The organism is Exiguobacterium sp. s6 (genome assembly GCF_018618155.1).
Taxonomy (GTDB): Bacteria; Bacillota; Bacilli; order Exiguobacteriales; family Exiguobacteriaceae; genus Exiguobacterium; species Exiguobacterium mexicanum_A.
The window spans coordinates 1,459,738-1,474,961 of sequence record NZ_JACSLN010000001.1 but is presented as its reverse complement, the minus strand read 5'-3'; the positions used below and the strand labels follow the sequence as shown (position 1 = coordinate 1,474,961).

At 51.5% G+C, this 15,224-nt stretch carries 18 protein-coding genes; 14 read left to right on the top strand and 4 right to left on the bottom strand.

What is annotated here, in order from left to right; genetic code table 11:
• Positions 1-15: 15 nt before the first annotated feature.
• The 4 genes from KNP75_RS07625 (at position 16) to hfq (ending at position 3,029) form a co-directional block, all read left to right on the top strand.
• Complete coding sequence (locus tag KNP75_RS07625; protein ID WP_034777421.1) at positions 16-876, top strand: PPK2 family polyphosphate kinase; 861 nt, start codon at positions 16-18, stop codon at positions 874-876.
• A 111-nt stretch (positions 877-987) separates the two neighbouring features.
• Positions 988-1,581, top strand: coding sequence for an AmiS/UreI family transporter (locus KNP75_RS07620; RefSeq protein WP_034777422.1), 594 nt, complete (start codon positions 988-990; stop codon positions 1,579-1,581).
• Between the two features lie 236 nt (positions 1,582-1,817).
• A complete protein-coding gene (gene miaA, locus KNP75_RS07615; RefSeq protein ID WP_215190155.1) occupies positions 1,818-2,768 on the top strand; it encodes a tRNA (adenosine(37)-N6)-dimethylallyltransferase MiaA in 951 nt (316 codons plus the stop codon).
• 12 nt (positions 2,769-2,780) lie between these two features.
• Entirely contained in the window at positions 2,781-3,029 is a 249-nt protein-coding gene (hfq, locus tag KNP75_RS07610; RefSeq protein ID WP_021067304.1) for an RNA chaperone Hfq, read from the top strand.
• 40 nt (positions 3,030-3,069) lie between these two features.
• Here hfq and KNP75_RS07605 read toward each other — a convergent pair whose 3' ends face one another.
• Positions 3,070-3,582, bottom strand: coding sequence for a hypothetical protein (locus KNP75_RS07605; protein ID WP_138859499.1), 513 nt, complete (start codon positions 3,580-3,582; stop codon positions 3,070-3,072).
• Positions 3,583-3,738: 156 nt separating this feature from the next.
• Here KNP75_RS07605 and KNP75_RS07600 point away from each other — a divergent pair, with 156 nt between their 5' ends.
• From KNP75_RS07600 to KNP75_RS07575, 6 genes are all read left to right on the top strand, one after another.
• On the top strand, positions 3,739-4,917 hold the full coding sequence (locus KNP75_RS07600; RefSeq protein ID WP_214752836.1) for a DNA-binding protein: 1,179 nt from the start codon (positions 3,739-3,741) through the stop codon (positions 4,915-4,917).
• A 15-nt stretch (positions 4,918-4,932) separates the two neighbouring features.
• On the top strand, positions 4,933-5,862 hold the full coding sequence (locus KNP75_RS07595; RefSeq protein WP_215190154.1) for a CobW family GTP-binding protein: 930 nt from the start codon (positions 4,933-4,935) through the stop codon (positions 5,860-5,862).
• The gene (locus KNP75_RS07590) at positions 5,862-6,644 is read left to right on the top strand and encodes a 5'-3' exonuclease (RefSeq protein ID WP_138859497.1); all 783 of its coding nucleotides are present in this window, start codon (positions 5,862-5,864) and stop codon (positions 6,642-6,644) included. Before KNP75_RS07595 ends, KNP75_RS07590 begins: the two co-directional genes overlap by 1 nt.
• Positions 6,625-7,014 (top strand): reverse transcriptase-like protein, encoded by a 390-nt coding sequence (locus KNP75_RS07585; RefSeq protein WP_215190153.1) that lies wholly within the window; start codon positions 6,625-6,627, stop codon positions 7,012-7,014. Before KNP75_RS07590 ends, KNP75_RS07585 begins: the two co-directional genes overlap by 20 nt.
• Positions 7,015-7,120: 106 nt before the next feature.
• Complete coding sequence (fumC, locus tag KNP75_RS07580; RefSeq protein WP_215190152.1) at positions 7,121-8,521, top strand: class II fumarate hydratase; 1,401 nt, start codon at positions 7,121-7,123, stop codon at positions 8,519-8,521.
• 169 nt (positions 8,522-8,690) lie between these two features.
• Positions 8,691-10,181 carry a GGDEF domain-containing protein gene (locus KNP75_RS07575; protein WP_138859495.1) on the top strand — a complete coding sequence of 497 codons (1,491 nt, stop codon included), beginning with the start codon at positions 8,691-8,693 and terminating at the stop codon, positions 10,179-10,181.
• 15 nt (positions 10,182-10,196) lie between these two features.
• Here the strand turns inward: KNP75_RS07575 and KNP75_RS07570 are convergent, their stop codons facing one another.
• The 3 genes from KNP75_RS07570 to KNP75_RS07560 form a co-directional block, all read right to left on the bottom strand.
• The gene (locus KNP75_RS07570) at positions 10,197-10,676 is read right to left on the bottom strand and encodes a dihydrofolate reductase (RefSeq protein ID WP_215190151.1); all 480 of its coding nucleotides are present in this window, start codon (positions 10,674-10,676) and stop codon (positions 10,197-10,199) included.
• Positions 10,673-11,467 (bottom strand): thymidylate synthase, encoded by a 795-nt coding sequence (locus tag KNP75_RS07565; protein ID WP_034777438.1) that lies wholly within the window; start codon positions 11,465-11,467, stop codon positions 10,673-10,675. The genes KNP75_RS07570 and KNP75_RS07565 overlap by 4 nt, the downstream gene beginning before the upstream one ends.
• Before the next feature lie 154 nt (positions 11,468-11,621).
• Entirely contained in the window at positions 11,622-12,293 is a 672-nt protein-coding gene (locus KNP75_RS07560) for a Type 1 glutamine amidotransferase-like domain-containing protein (protein WP_215190150.1), read from the bottom strand.
• Positions 12,294-12,465: 172 nt separating this feature from the next.
• On the opposite strand from KNP75_RS07560, the gene KNP75_RS07555 reads away from it, so the two are divergent.
• The 4 genes from KNP75_RS07555 to KNP75_RS07540 all read left to right on the top strand — a co-directional run bounded on the left by KNP75_RS07555 (position 12,466) and on the right by KNP75_RS07540 (position 15,154).
• Complete coding sequence (locus KNP75_RS07555; RefSeq protein ID WP_215190149.1) at positions 12,466-12,747, top strand: hypothetical protein; 282 nt, start codon at positions 12,466-12,468, stop codon at positions 12,745-12,747.
• A 104-nt stretch (positions 12,748-12,851) separates the two neighbouring features.
• The gene (locus tag KNP75_RS07550) at positions 12,852-13,772 is read left to right on the top strand and encodes an NAD(P)-dependent alcohol dehydrogenase (RefSeq protein ID WP_215190148.1); all 921 of its coding nucleotides are present in this window, start codon (positions 12,852-12,854) and stop codon (positions 13,770-13,772) included.
• 96 nt (positions 13,773-13,868) lie between these two features.
• Positions 13,869-14,393: a type 1 glutamine amidotransferase domain-containing protein gene (locus KNP75_RS07545; protein ID WP_138859491.1), complete on the top strand. Its 525-nt coding sequence runs from the start codon at positions 13,869-13,871 to the stop codon at positions 14,391-14,393.
• Positions 14,394-14,419: 26 nt separating this feature from the next.
• Complete coding sequence (locus KNP75_RS07540) at positions 14,420-15,154, top strand: Bax inhibitor-1/YccA family protein (RefSeq protein ID WP_214752847.1); 735 nt, start codon at positions 14,420-14,422, stop codon at positions 15,152-15,154.
• The last annotated feature ends 70 nt before the right edge of the window (positions 15,155-15,224 follow it).

Sequence of the window (15,224 nt, the reverse complement as noted above, 5' to 3'; positions counted from 1 at the left end):
AGTCAAGGAGGACACATGGATATTCAAACTTTTCGCATTGACCATAAAAATGGGATTCGTCTCAGCGATTTCCCGACCACGATACAAGATCGCCCATCTGACGAGACGTTACAAAACGAGTTGATTCCAAAGAGCGTGGAGCGATTGAAAGAGTTGCATTGGAAGCTGTACGCCGAATCGAAGAAAGGGATCGTTGTCGTCTTGCAGGCGCTCGATGCCGGCGGCAAAGATGAGGCGATCAGTTATATCTTTTCGAACTTGAACGCGCAAGGGTTGAAGACGAACGCGTTCCAAAAACCGTCGGACACGGAAAAGAAACACGATTACTTGTGGCGAATGCATGACCTCATGCCAGAGCGGGGGCAGGTAGGCATCTTGAACCGGTCGCATTATGAAGAAGTGATCGCTCCGCGCGTCCATGACCTGCTCGGGGAAGAGGTCATCCCTGATGAAGAGGACAAAGAGTCGGTATGGAAGGTCCGTTATCGCCAAATCAATGACTTTGAACAATATTTAGATGAGAACGGATTCAAAGTCATCAAATTTTTCTTTAACGTGTCAAAAGAAGTCCAGCGTGACCGCTTGCTTGAACGACTGAAAGATCCAAGTAAGAACTGGGAGTTTTCATTCAATGACGTCGAAGAGCGAAAGCATTGGGATGATTACCAGGATATCTTTGAGGATATGTTATCGAACACGGCGTCGAAACATGCACCCTGGTTTGTGCTCCCGGCAGATGATGACTGGTACGCCAGATATATCGTCTCCACGATTATGATTGACGTCCTTGAAGACATCGATCCTAAATTCCCGACATTTACGGAGGACGAACAGGACCGGATTGATGAAGCGATTGAAACGCTCGAGAATGAGTGACCTTTGTCGACTCCGTGAACTTCCATTTCCCCACTTGCACTGAAAACGAATTCACGTTACAGTGGACGTATAAAATAAGACGTCAGACATCTGTACGAAGGAGCAATGAGAGTGGGGAATATTAGTTTATTATTTGGTGGCGTGGCACTGTTCATTAACAGCCTCGTCTTATTCGGGAAAGTGGACGTCAAGAGTGCGGGTGTATTCAGTCTCTTCACAGGACTGTTGCAGACGTTCATCGCGACGTGGCTCGTCATCGGCGCGAGTTCGGCGGAAGTGTTCGGATATGCGAGCATCTATTTGTTCGCTTTCACCTATTTGTACGTCGGTGTGACATTTTTGTTCGACCTCGACGGACGTGGCGTCGGTTGGTTCTCGCTATTTGTTTCGATTTCAGCCGTTTTTTATGCCACCATCTCGTTCACGACGGGCGATGTGATGGGCGCCGTAACCTGGTTGTTCTGGTCGTTCCTATGGGGACTGTTCTATGTAGGGATGGGTCTTGGGCGCCAAATTGATGGGTTGACGGCCCGAGTCGCATTCGTGCTCGCTTGGTTGACACTGATCGTCCCGGCGCTGTTTGGACTGGCCAACTTGATGACACCGCTCTATGACGTGATCTGGTGGGCAGCGAGCGGCACGACGGTTCTCTACATTGGGTTCACGATGTGGCGAGGCCGCCGAGTTCTTGAAGTGACACAATGAATGACGCTCTTCGTGAGCGTCTTTTTTTACGTATTCAATTGTGTCTAAAGTGTGAAAAGTGGGAATGAGGTACGTAAAGGAGGCGACCACGGATGAGTGACGGCTTAATTTTATTGATGGGACTATTATTATGCGGATGGATGCTGTTTGCGGTCGTGTTTGATGATACAATTAAAAGAAGAATTTAACGGACCGTTTCCTTTTTGGAACGGTCTTTCGTTTGAGGAGTGACAAGGATGGAACAAACACCAGTCATCGTCCTCGTCGGACCGACCGCTGTCGGGAAGACGAAGACAGGAATCGAGCTCGCGAAAGCGTTCAACGGTGAAATCGTATCGGGCGACTCGGTCCAAGTGTACCGCGGGATGGATATCGGTTCGGCAAAAGTGACGGTCGAGGAGGCGGAAGGGGTTCCGCATCATTTAATCGATATCTGTGACCCGGACGAGGCGATGAGCGTCGCCAAATTCCAGACGTTGGCCCGGGCGGCGATCGATGACATCTACGCGCGCGGGAAATTGCCGATTCTGGTCGGCGGGACCGGTCTCTACATCAGAGCAATCTTATATGACTATGAGTTCACGGAGCGACCGGTCGACCATGCATTGCGCGAATCGCTCGAGTTAGAGGCGGAGACGAATGGTCCTGAAGCGCTGCACGCCCGCCTGCAGTCGCTCGACCCAAAACGGGCCGAGAGCATTCATCCAAATAACGTCCGCCGCGTCATCCGTGCTCTTGAAGTCGCGCTCCAAGGCGACGCCCAGGCGATGGATAGCCTCCCGTCGGAGCATTACGCCTATAAATTGTTCGTCTTGCATGCGGACCGGGACGTGCTCTACTCGCGCATCAACCATCGTGTCGACTTGATGCTCGAAGCAGGTCTCATCGAAGAAGTCGAGCGCTTACTCACGGCTGGTTACCGGGACACGCAAGCGATGCGGGCCATCGGTTACAAGGAAGTCGTTCCGTACCTTGATGGATTGATGACGCGCGAACGGATGACAGAGACGCTCAAACAGCACACGCGCAAATTCGCGAAGCGTCAATTAACATGGTTCCGTCATCAATTTGATGGGATTTGGGTTGATATGGGAAGAAAATCATTTGAACTATCGTATCAAAATATTTATGATGAAGTTGAGGAGTTTTTTCGAAAATTCCGATTATTTGAAAGAGACATAGACTAGGGGGAATGCAACATGAAGGCTAGCTATAACATCCAAGACCATTTTTTGAATCAATTACGTAAAGAAATGGTGCCGACGACCGTCTTTTTAGTCAGCGGATTTCAAATTCGGGGAGTCATCAAATCGTTTGACAACTTCACGGTCATCGTCGAATCAGAAGGGCGCCAACAGTTGATCTATAAACATGCGATTTCAACGTTCTCACCAGCGCGGAACGTCACGTTGTTCGAACCGGAAGCGGTCGAAGTGACAGAAGGATAATTTAAGGCATAAAAAAGAGCGGCCCGGGGACCGCTCTTTTTTATGCCGTTTTGACGTTCGGGTCGAGATCGAGTGCTTCAATCACACGATGGACGGCGCAACCGCCGAGCAGTGAGTCGAGCTGGTCACAGAGCTGTGTAGGTGCCGACCGATACAAGTGGGTATATGTCCGCTTCCAAGATCGTTCTGCCGATTGAATCCGCACGAGCAAGTCAGCATGACCGAGTTCTTTCAGTTTCTCGATGTTCATCCGGTTCGTGCGTGCGAACGCCGATAAGACGACGGCTTTGGCGAGCGGTGTTTGGATCGGATAACCGGCGACGAGCAGGACGGCCATCGCCCCTTTCATTTCATGCTCGATGACCGAGTCGACGAGTTGGTCTGGCGTATATGGGTTACCGGCATGCCCCGAGACCGCCGTGACGAGCTCTTGATGCGAGACCGGGCAAGTCGATGCCTGTAAAATGCTTGCGATTGTCGAATGCGTAGTGGCGTAACGTGTCGCTTCCCCTGTTGCGATCAACCGTTCATACGTATCTACCAATGAAATCATGTGAGTTCCCCCTTTATCTAACTGCCTTTATCGTAACAATTCTAGTAAGCGCTTTCAATATAATTCAGGAAACTTCTGGCCCTATAACGAAAGTATGTTCGCCTCGAAGCGGAAAACACGATACAATGGGCAAAGAGAAGAAGGAGGGCATTGCACATGAACTATTACCAACAGATTGATCCAATTGCAGGGGGCGGATTCGACCGAACACGGTTCCAACTTCCGACCGTAGAGAAGTCGGCGACACGGCTATCGGACCTGACAGACGGAACACCGGTTCAGACGAAAGCGCTCGTCAGTACGGTCGAAGTTCGAGAAGGCAAATCCGGGGCGAAATGGTTACAGCTCAATTTGACGACCTCGAGTGGACTCATCCGTGCCAAGCAGTGGTTGCGCGGCAATGAAGATCAATTGTTGCCGATTTACGAGTCAGGCGTCATCGAGCTCGAAGGGAAAATCGACGTCTACCCAAAACCGGACGGCGCCAAATCGATTACGATCGACCGGGCCAAACCGATTGCCCGGGACGAAGCGGTATCGTTGTTGCCAGGTCTTCCTGGAGACGAGACGATGGAACAATACGCCGACGAGCTGTTCGCGATTCTGTCGACGCTCTCGCCAGACTATCAAGCGATCGCGATGTCACTGCTCGACCGCTATTGGGACGATTTCGTTCTCGCACCGGCCGCACTGTATCATCATCATAACTATGTCGGCGGCCTCTTGAAGCACACGGTCTGTATGCTTCGACTTGGTTATCGGTTTCAAGAACAAGACGACCATTTGGCGATGGCGTTCCGGGTCATCAAAGAAGCCGAGCAGTTGCACAAAGTAGACGTATGGAATACGATGAACGGTGTAAAAGTTGAACAGGCGTTCCGCGGCACGTTCGAGTCGCTTTACGCGGCCTGTGAGGCCATCGCCGAGTTGAAAGAGCCACTCCGTTGGGACGAGCTCGCGCTCGGGATTTTGTTCCATGATATCGGTAAGTTGTTCGAGTACAGTCACTTGCTGTCGTCCCCGAACCGGTTCGAGCAACTGTTCTCGGTCAGCGGCACGAGTGAGACGACCGGGATCTCCATCAACCCGATGGGAAGCTTGATCGGACACATGCCGTACGGCGGACTTTTGTTCGAGAGAAGTCAACAAGCTGCCGGCGTCACACTTCCGCTCGACGTCCATCACCGGATTTGGCATATGATTTTGTCCCACCACGGCAAGCGCGAGTGGGGCTCGAGCGTGTTACCGGTCACGACGGAAGGATGGATGCTCCATCTGATCGACTTGTTGGATGCCCGTTATGAGAAGTGGGCGCGGGTCCACGAAAATTTATAAGGTGAGGTGCAGTACATGATTCCCGTGCAATTGGTGACCGGTTTTTTAGGCGCCGGAAAAACGACCTATATGAATCGCTTGCTAGAAGCGACGGACGAGCGATTGCTCGTCATCGTCAACGAGCTTGGCTCAGTCAATATCGACGAACAGTTGATCGTCAAGATGGACCAAGAACAGATTGAGTTATCGAACGGTTGCATCTGTTGCTCGATTCAAAGCGATTTGAGTAAGACGTTCTATCAGCTTGCGTCCAAAGATACATTTGACCGCATCGTCATCGAGACAACTGGTGTCGCCGATCCGGCACCGATCATCCAGACGATTTATTACGATGATTACTTACGGACACGGTTCAAGCTGACGGCGATTTTGACGGTCGTCGACGCTAGTCAAATGGACCGCGAATTGTTTATAGAAGGAATCCATCAAATCGCCTATGCAGATGTGATTCTGATGAACAAAGTCGACCTCGTCGATGACGTCACGCTCGAACAAGCGCATGAACGGATTAAAGCACTAAATCCGACCGTTCGGGTCATCGAGACGGTCCAGACGGTAGGGGACTATGACTTGACGGAAAATACGTTCCAGCTTTCACGAGTCGACGAGCAACTCCTCGGTCGACTGACAGCAGGGCACACGTCCGTCTCTTCACTACGGGCCGTGACGCTCACGACCGACGTCCCACTACGTCGGGAACGTGTCACGCAATACGTACGCGAGGTGCTCATGCACTATGAGGACGATGTCTATCGCTTGAAGGCGATTGTCCGTTTAGAAGGAGAAACATCAAAATTCGTCGTCCAAGCGACAAATCAACTGATGGGGGCGACGTTCGCCAAAGAACCGAGCGACGACTCGCGTTCCGTCTTCGTCTGGATCGGGAAGAATCTCGATCGAGACGCGCTAGCGCGCGGATTACAAGCTTGTGAGGTGGATGCATGATGAAATTGATGTTGGTCGATGGGTTTAATCTCCTGTCGCGTTATTATTTTGCCACAGAGCGTCGTCGGGCGCTCGATCCCGATGTGACGTTGAAAGGACTGCTCCGTAAAGTTGACGGGTGGACGAACGACTTCACGCATATCGCCTTCTTTTGGGACGGACCACGCGAGACGACGCATCGTTACGCCCTGTTTTCGGACTATAAAGCGACTCGCACCGGCTTACCGGAACCGTTGTTCCACGATTACGTCAAGTTGCGGGCAGCGTTGAGCGAGCGCGGCATTTTTCAGTCCGAGCTCGCCGGATATGAGGCCGACGATTTGATCGGGGCCGTCGCGACCGCGTTCCCGGGTGAATCGTATATGTATTCGTCAGACCGTGATTTGCATCAGCTGCTTTCCCCGAACGTGTTTCAAATCGTCCCGAAAAAAGGGGAAGAGATGATGATGAACCAGGACATATTCGAGACGACTTATGGAATACGGCCCGGACAGTTCGTCGATGTGAAAGCGCTCCAAGGTGATGCCTCGGACAATATTCCAGGCGTCCGCGGCATCGGACCAAAGACGGCGACGATTCTTGTCCAGTCATACGACACGGTTGAAGCGCTGTATGACATCTTGAGACAAGAAGCACTCCAAGAGGCGCATCGGAAGTTTGCGAAGAAGCTCGACGGGCAAGAAGAAGTGGCGCTCTTGTCGAAACGTCTCTCGCTCATCGATATCCATGCACCGATCGAAACGGATTGGGAGGCGTATCGCTTTGGTTCACATTTATTTTGATGCGGCGACGAACCAAGAGGCGGGTGAGAACGGTCTTGGTGTCTGGGTCAAGACGACGGACGGCACCGTATCCACGTACATCGCCAAACGTGTCGGGCTGACGAGCGTTCAGGCCGAACTCGCCGCGCTCGCGTTCGCCCTCGAAAAAGCGCATACGCTCACGGACGAATCGACGTTCATGTTCTATTCGGACGCCGAGACGGTCGTGCGGGCGCTCGAGCAGCGGTTCTTAAAAGACCAAGCGGTGCGTCCTTTGTTCGTCAAGGCGCTGACGCTGTATGACGAATTGCCAAACAAGTTCATCAAATGGATCCCGCGGGCAGAGAACCGGGCCCATGACGTGGCGAAACAGGCATTGTTGATCGGATGAGAGTCGGGCTTTGGCCCGACTTTTTGTCAATTGCAGGGGAATGATTTCTTTTTTGCAAAAGTTTCGCTAAAATGAAAGCGTAGTCAAAAAAAGAGGGGGAATTTTCATGGAATATCGGATCGAACGGGACACGATGGGGGAAATCAACGTTCCGGCTTCAGCCAAATGGGGAGCCCAAACACAGCGCAGTCTAGAGAACTTTAAAATCGGCACGGAAAAGATGCCGCTCGAGGTCGTGCATGCCTTCGCGATTTTGAAAAAAGGTGCCGCACTCGCCAACGCCGAGCTCGGTGTGTTGGAGCAAGCGAAAGCCGACGTCATCGCCGAAGTCGCCGATGAGATCGTCGCCGGGAAACATGACGCCGAGTTTCCACTCGTCGTCTGGCAAACGGGTTCAGGGACACAGTCGAACATGAACGTCAACGAAGTCATCGCCCATTTGGCGAATGATAAGTTGAAAGAGCGTGGTCAAACGCTCACGATTCATCCGAACGACGACGTCAACAAGTCGCAGAGCTCGAACGACACATATCCGACGGCGATGCACATCGCCGCCATCCTCGCTGTTGAGGACCATGTGTTGCCGTCAATCGAGGCGCTCCACGCGACGCTCGCGAAGAAGGCCGAGTCATTCATGGACATCGTCAAGATCGGTCGGACGCACTTGCAAGACGCGACGCCAGTCACGCTCGGTCAAGAGATCAGTGGTTGGGTTCGGATGCTCGAGCTGTCGAAACAGATGATTGAGCGTACGATCGAACCGTTGACAGAGCTCGCCCTCGGCGGGACGGCAGTCGGGACGGGGATCAATGCTCATCCACGGTTCGGAGAAGTCGTGGCCGAGAAGATCTCGCAAGAGACCGGAAAACGTTTTATCACGGCCGTCAACAAGTTCCATGCGCTCACGAGCCACGATCAGCTCGTGTTCACACACGGTGCCTTGAAAGCGCTCGCCATGGATGCGATGAAGATTGCCAACGACGTCCGTTGGCTCGCTTCTGGCCCGCGTGCCGGTATCGGTGAGATCTTGATTCCGGAGAACGAACCGGGCAGCTCGATCATGCCTGGTAAAGTCAACCCGACTCAGAGTGAGGCGTTGACGATGGTCGCGGCCCAAGTGCTCGGCAATGATGCGACGATTGGATTCGGGGCGAGCCAAGGAAACTTCGAGTTGAACGTGTTCAAACCGGTCATCATGTACAACTTCCTCCAGACGTGCCGCCTGTTGACGGACAGTCTTCATTCGTTCGACGTGCATTGCGCCGTCGGCATCGAACCAGACTTAGACGTCATCGCGCACAACGTCGATCGTTCGCTCATGCTCGTGACAGCGCTCAACCCGCATATCGGCTACGAGAATGCGGCTAAAATCGCAAAACTAGCACATAAGAATGGGACGTCTTTAAAAGAAGCGGCGCTAGAGACAGGACTATTGACAGAAGAGCAGTTTGACGAATGGATTCGTCCACAAGAGATGACATCTCCTAACCTAAAAGTTGGAAAATAAGAAAAGAGCGGTCGATGACCGCTCTTTTTCATGATGTAATGGGTCATAAGCACTATCTTATTGTCAAACAATGGGCGGAAAATAAGTAAATAGTTGTATTTTCGTGGATAAAGTCGCATAATCATAGACAGAAGAACATATCGGGGAGAACGAAACTGGGGGGTCGGGAATGAAGCAGCAGCAACTCACAGATCGTATACATACTATTTTGACGCAAATCACGAGCGCGAGACAGATTCAAACATCAGAGATCGAGTTTTTATTAGATTGGATGAAGCAAGAAGTGAAGCGTCGCCGCTTGATGCACTTGCTTGAGATTTTCAGTCGTGTCGAGTCTGATGTTCGTGAATTGCCACCGGTCTTGACGCAAGCGGAGGCGATGGCTTTGATTGCCCCAGTGAAACGTTATATCCATACCGTCTTAGGCATCGAGCAGGAAGACGAAGATCTCGTCCTTGTTTTAGCTAACAGTTTTTCGACGTATAGCCGGTATAAACCGCGCGTCGAAAAGCTCGGGGCGCGTCCTGTCTTCTTGCAGACGTTAGAAGAGGCCGTCGAATATGACTATGAAGATGTCCCGAAAGCCATCATCATGGACGTCGAGTTGTGGGCCCGCTTCCCGGAGCGGTCGATTCAATCGTTCGTCAGCAAGATGAAGAAGCTGTATGTCCCGCTCATCGTGATCGGCACGAATGAACATTATCGCCTCGCCGCCTATTCTTACGGCTTCGATGACTATTGGGAGGAATGGGTACCGATGGAAGAACGACTCGTTCGTCTCGGACATCATATCGAGAAGGCTCGTCTCGTCTCGAACGCGCTCCTCGTCGATGAATTGACAGGCGCGTTCAACCGAAAATATTTGAAAGCGACGTTTAGCCGTTTCATGTCCCGACTTGAGCGCTCCGGTGAGAGCTTCACGCTCGCCCTGCTCGACATCGATCATTTCAAACAGTTGAACGATACGTTCGGTCATGCTTACGGGGACGAGGTGTTGCATCGCGTCGCCGAGGAAGTCCGTCTCGCCATCCGCTCGAGTGACGAATTGATTCGTTATGGCGGGGAAGAATTTCTCATCATCCTAAACGTGTCCGAGCGTCACGTCGTCGATGCGGTGCTTGAACGGGTCCGTAGGCGCATCGAGGAGATGACATTTACATATGAACATCACGTCACCGTATCGATCGGCTATACACGGGTCTGTCAGACCGGTATGACGCTCGGCGAGTGGTGTGCTTATGCCGATGAGGCGCTCTACAAGGCGAAGCGCGATGGACGCAATCGAATCATCCGCTACTCGTCAGCCGTCCGCGAGGAGAAACGGCTCGCTTACGTGACGATGAGTCCTGAGAAGTACGCTTTGCTCGCTGAGCGCTTGCCGAAGCAGCATCGTCGCTACGAGGTCATCTATCGCCCTTACGACCGTTACGCCTGTAACGATCATATGGAAATGTTTATTCTCGATGACTCGGGCACGAACGAGACGAGAGGGACCTTGTCAGCCGTCAAAGAGCAACGCGGCAAGTACAGCCACATCTTGGCCGTATCGAAACGAACCGCGCTCGAGCTCGGGGCGCTGTATGATGACTTGGCCGAGCAGGACCATCAGGACACGATTACTGAAAAAATCGAGCAATGGCTCGAAAAATTACCCGATTAAAAAAGGGACGTCGACTCAGTCGATGTCCCTTTTGTCATATTGACGGAATGTGAAGCTATAGGCATGCCGTTCGTCGGCCGGATGAAACTGTTCGTTCGTCACGATAAGACCGTACGGAAGGGACGGATAAAACGTGTCCGCCTCGAACGTGCCATCGACCTCGGTGACGAAGAACCGGTCCGTTATCGAAAGCGTCTGCTCATAGAGCGTCGCGCCACCGATGATATAAAGGTCTGTCGTCTCGTCTTTAAGCGACTCGAGGTCGTGCCACACATCGACACCTTCAGCCGAGAAGGCACGGTCCGACGTGACGACGATATTGCGTCGGTTCGGCAGCGGCCGACCGATCGATTCAAACGTCTTTCGTCCCATGACGACCGTTTGACCCGTCGTGACAGCTTTGAACTGTTTCAAGTCATCGGGCAGGCGCCACAACAAGGCGTTATCTTTCCCGATTTCCCGATTGCTCCCGATGGCGACGACATGGATGATCATACGCTCACTTCTCCTTTAATGTGTGGATGAGGGTCATAGCCGACAATCTCGAAGTCTTCAAACCGGAAGTCCTCGATGGATGACACGTCACGCAGGATGTTCAATGTCGGGAGCGGTCGGGTCTCACGCGTCAATTGCAGCTTCACTTGTTCGAGGTGGTTATGGTAAATGTGGGCGTCGCCGAGCGTATGGACGAAGTCGCCGACTTCAAGCCCGGTCACATGGGCGACCATATGCGTGAGTAAAGCGTAAGACGCGATATTGAACGGGACACCGAGGAACGTGTCAGCGCTTCGTTGATAGAGCTGGCACGACAATTTGCCGTCCGCGACGTAAAACTGGAACATGAGATGGCACGGCGGCAACGCCATGTCTTCAAGTTGCCCTGGATTCCAGGCCGAGACGATGAGTCGGCGCGAGTCAGGGTTCGTTTTGATTTGCTCGATTACTTGCGCGAGCTGGTCGACAGTCGTGCCGTCTGGTTTCGGAAACGAGCGCCACTGCGCCCCGTAGACAGGACCGAGATTACCGTCCTCGTCGGCCCACTCGTTCCAAATACGAACCCCGTTGTCTTGAAGGTATTTGACGTTCGTGTCGCCAGTGATGAACCAGAGCAGTTCATGGATGATGGAACGCGTATGTAATTTCTTCGTCGTGATCAGGGGGAACCCGTCCTGAAGGTTGAAACGCATCTGGTAGCCGAACACGCTCGTCGTCCCGGTCCCGGTGCGGTCTTCTTTGACGACCCCGTTCTCGAGGATATGGGTGCATAAATCATGGTATTGTTTCATGTGGGAAGTCCCCTTTCTCGTTCAAAAATTTACAAAAAGACGCACTCATTATAACACAATATATTGACGACATAACGTTTCGATTTCTACATACAGATTTTGCAAGCGATAATTATCTCGGATTTAACATGAAACCATATCGTAATGGGAGGTACTAATCTGTATGGAAAGATGTGGTCTCAGGTAGCTTCGTTATGTTTCGATTCGCATACAAATAAACGTCTCCAAAGATATCGACTTGATCACCTTGAACACGAAGTGCACAATCTTTGTTCGACAAATAGATTGGTAATTCTTCGGATAAGAGGGCGAGCTCTTGCTTGACGATGTGCATGTGATGTTCGAGATCGAAGTGGGAGAGCACCGAAAAATCGTTGAGGGCCATGCCCTGGAAAATCGTTGGGGTTGAAACCTCATAACCCATGAATGGCGAGCATAACCAAGACAAAGACATATTGATTGCGCCTGCACTAGCGCCTATGACGATGGCCTCGCTTTGTTGAATCGATTGGATTAGGTCATATTCATGTATGAACTGATTTTGCTTGACGGTGTCCCCACCTAACAAGAAGATCATCGAAGCTACTTTAAGAAGATGTTTTGCATTAGTTCGGTCCGTTTCATAATTGATTACGTGATAGTCGTTGAACAAGATGCCAGCTTCCTGTAACCACGATAGCTCGATAACACCATTTTCCGCAGTTGAGGCAGGGTCCGAGCTGATCATTACGAGGGACTGCCGATTTGTCACGTCTCGTGATAAGGCATCTGCCAAATGAGTTGGGAAAAAATCGTTGAACCATCCAAGATAGTAGCACGTCTTCATAGTGAGCCTCCTTCGTATGGAAGTTCTTTCAATAAATTGATTAGAATCAATCTCATTGTAACCGAATTGGTTGAAATTTTTTCCATAAATAATATGTGATTGTTTATAATGAAGAAGACAAACGAGTCTACCTTGTCATGTTGATTGATGTACGTTCAAAAGGAGGATTATCGTGAAGAAGCAATCATTAATTTTCTTATTATCCGTATGCTTACTGAGCCTTGGCCTAATCGGAAATCTTGTTTTTGAAACGATGGGCTTTATCTTAAATCCAACCATTCAGGTGATCAGCATCCCAATCGCATCCACTGAAGGGTACTTCATCCATGGACTTATCGCCCTTGCCATTACTTTTCTTGGGTTATTTCTGCTTCCTTTCGCATTGAATCGTAACAAAGTAAAAATCACTTCCGTTTTTCTGTTGGCGGTCATTCTTATTCCTCAGCTTGTTTGATGAAAAACTCATTCCAGGAACCAGATGACTTTTCCATCTAGTTTTATTTTATTGAGAGGGTGAATTCATTAGTAACTACTGCAAGTCTTAAGAGGAGGGTTACGATGAAAGCAGTGATTTGTACCGCATATGGGCCACCTGACGTGTTACAGCTCCGAGAGGTCGACAAGCCTGTGCCAAAATCGGATGAGTTGTTGATCAAAGTTCACACCACTGCCGTCCATTCCGGCGACCGTCGATTACGGGCTCTTGATGTACCGGCTCTAGGTAAGCTCCCGATGCGAGTCATCGTCGGTTTCAAGGCGCCGCGCCAACCGATTCTTGGTGTCGTCTTGGCAGGGGAGATCGTCGAGACGGGTAGTCGCGTTGAAGACCTCAAGGTCGGTGACCGTGTCTATGCGCTGACCGGGATGCGGTTCGGCGGCTATGCCGAATATGCGTGTTTCAAAGCGAATAAATGTGTCGAACGCATGCCGACAAACGCTAGTTTTATCGAAGCGGCCAGCTTGCCGTTCGGAGGGACGACTGCCCTTCATTTTTTGCGCAAAGTGAACATCGAACAAGCGAAGACCGTATTGATTTATGGGGCTGCCGGGGCAGTCGGTTCGATGGCCGTTCAAATCGCGAAACATTACGGGGCTCACGTAACGGCAGTCTGTCGAGAGCGAAACTTCGAACTCGTCACAAGTCTCGGCGCGGACGTGGTGATTGACTACACCATAGACGGCTACGACGAGAAACTGACCACATACGACGCCGTGTTCGATGCGGCCGGGAAAATCGATAAGCGGTTGGCCCGGAAACATGTCGCCGAACACGGGAAATTCAGTTCTGTCGCCGGACAAGGACCTGCGAGTGAACGGAAAGAGGATTTGACTTTCCTGAACGATCTGTTTGAAGCCGGCCGAGTAAAGGCCGTCATCGATTCGGTTTATCCGCTCGAGGACATCGTCGCGGCGCACCGTTACGTTGATGCCGGAGGAAAGGCTGGAAATGTGATTGTGACCGTGACACAAGCAAATTGATTCAAGTTAAGCGACGTGCGTTTCATCAATCGTCCCTGTTTTCGCCACGTGGCTTATGGGGTATACTTGTGAAAGACAAATAAAGGGAGGGATTCGATGCAATTACAAGGTAAAAATATTTTGCAAATCGTCAGTGACGACTTTGAAGACTTAGAATTATGGTATCCGGTCCATCGGTTACGCGAGGAAGGTGCAAACGTCATCCTCGCCGGCGAGAAGGCGGATCACGCCTATATCGGTAAGTACGGCGTTCCAGCCAAATCGGACATCGCGTTCGATGACGTCGACATCTCATCATACGACGCTATCCTCGTCCCAGGTGGCTGGTCACCCGACTTGTTGCGCCGCTTTGATTCAGTGAAAGGGTTCGTCCGCTATATGCATGACGAGAAACGGCCGATCGGTCAAATCTGTCACGCTGGCTGGGTGTTGATTTCAGCGAAGATTCTTGATGGTGTCAACGTCACGAGCACACCGGGCATTAAAGATGACATGGAAAACGCGGGTGCGATTTGGCACGATGAGCCGGTCGTCGTCGACGGTCATATCGTCTCGAGCCGCCGTCCGCCTGACCTGCCTGACTATATGCGGGAATTCATTAAAGTCATGGCCAAGAACTGAAAATAGAATAAAGGGGTTAACGACAGTTGAGACTTAAATCGAATCCAGTTCTCCGTAAATCAATGGAGACAACAGCTTATAGCGCCACGCCGATGACGAAAGCCGGTACGTGGTCGAAAGTGTTCACGCTGCTCTTGCTCGTCACGGCAGCCGCCGGGACGACGTGGATGCTCGTGCCGACAATCGGGGAGGCGTTATTGTTCCCGCTCATGATCGGCTCGCTCATCCTCGGCTTGGTCTTAGCACTCGTCATCACGTTCAAACCGAGAACGGCACCTGTCGTCGCGCCATTGTATGGTATTGTCGAAGGGGTGTTCGTCGGGTTGATCTCGTACTTCTTCGAAGCGATGCTTCCGGGCATCGTCGGCCGTGCCGTCTTGACGACGTTCATCGTCGCGTTCGCGATGTGGTTCGTCTACTCGACGGGTCTCGTCAAAGTGACGCAAAAGTTCCGCGCCGGTGTCACGGCCGCGATTTTTACGGTCATGTTGCTTTATCTCGTTCAAATCGGGATGAGTTTCTTTGGTTCAGGACTCCCGTTCATGACGGGCTCGTCACCGCTTGCCATCGGCGTGCAATTTGTAATTGTCATCATCGCCTCACTCGCGCTCGTGCTTGATTTCGACTATATCGCTCGTCAAGTCGAGAGCCGGGCTCCGAAAGAGCTCGAATGGGTCGCGGCGTTCGGATTGATTGTGACGCTCATCTGGCTCTACATTGAAATTCTTGATTTACTGTATCGCCTCGCCATGCGCGACTGATCATCGGCCTTCGGGCCGGTGATTTTTTATGAAAGGAAAGGATGTGAAGCCGTCATCGAACCGATGAGGG

Bases quoted from the DNA above. Each gene is read 5' to 3' on its own strand.
- KNP75_RS07560 (WP_215190150.1), bottom strand. From the start codon at position 12,293: ATGAAGACGTGCTACTATCTTGGATGGTTCAACGATTTTTTCCCAACT.
- KNP75_RS07545 (WP_138859491.1), top strand. From the start codon at position 13,869: ATGCAATTACAAGGTAAAAATATTTTGCAAATCGTCAGTGACGACTTT.
- KNP75_RS07605 (WP_138859499.1), bottom strand. From the start codon at position 3,582: ATGATTTCATTGGTAGATACGTATGAACGGTTGATCGCAACAGGGGAA.
- KNP75_RS07595 (WP_215190154.1), top strand. From the start codon at position 4,933: ATGATTCCCGTGCAATTGGTGACCGGTTTTTTAGGCGCCGGAAAAACG.
- fumC (WP_215190152.1), top strand. From the start codon at position 7,121: ATGGAATATCGGATCGAACGGGACACGATGGGGGAAATCAACGTTCCG.
- KNP75_RS07565 (WP_034777438.1), bottom strand. From the start codon at position 11,467: ATGAAACAATACCATGATTTATGCACCCATATCCTCGAGAACGGGGTC.
- KNP75_RS07550 (WP_215190148.1), top strand. From the start codon at position 12,852: ATGAAAGCAGTGATTTGTACCGCATATGGGCCACCTGACGTGTTACAG.
- KNP75_RS07625 (WP_034777421.1), top strand. From the start codon at position 16: ATGGATATTCAAACTTTTCGCATTGACCATAAAAATGGGATTCGTCTC.
- KNP75_RS07575 (WP_138859495.1), top strand. From the start codon at position 8,691: ATGAAGCAGCAGCAACTCACAGATCGTATACATACTATTTTGACGCAA.
- KNP75_RS07600 (WP_214752836.1), top strand. From the start codon at position 3,739: ATGAACTATTACCAACAGATTGATCCAATTGCAGGGGGCGGATTCGAC.
- KNP75_RS07570 (WP_215190151.1), bottom strand. From the start codon at position 10,676: ATGATCATCCATGTCGTCGCCATCGGGAGCAATCGGGAAATCGGGAAA.
- hfq (WP_021067304.1), top strand. From the start codon at position 2,781: ATGAAGGCTAGCTATAACATCCAAGACCATTTTTTGAATCAATTACGT.
- miaA (WP_215190155.1), top strand. From the start codon at position 1,818: ATGGAACAAACACCAGTCATCGTCCTCGTCGGACCGACCGCTGTCGGG.
- KNP75_RS07590 (WP_138859497.1), top strand. From the start codon at position 5,862: ATGAAATTGATGTTGGTCGATGGGTTTAATCTCCTGTCGCGTTATTAT.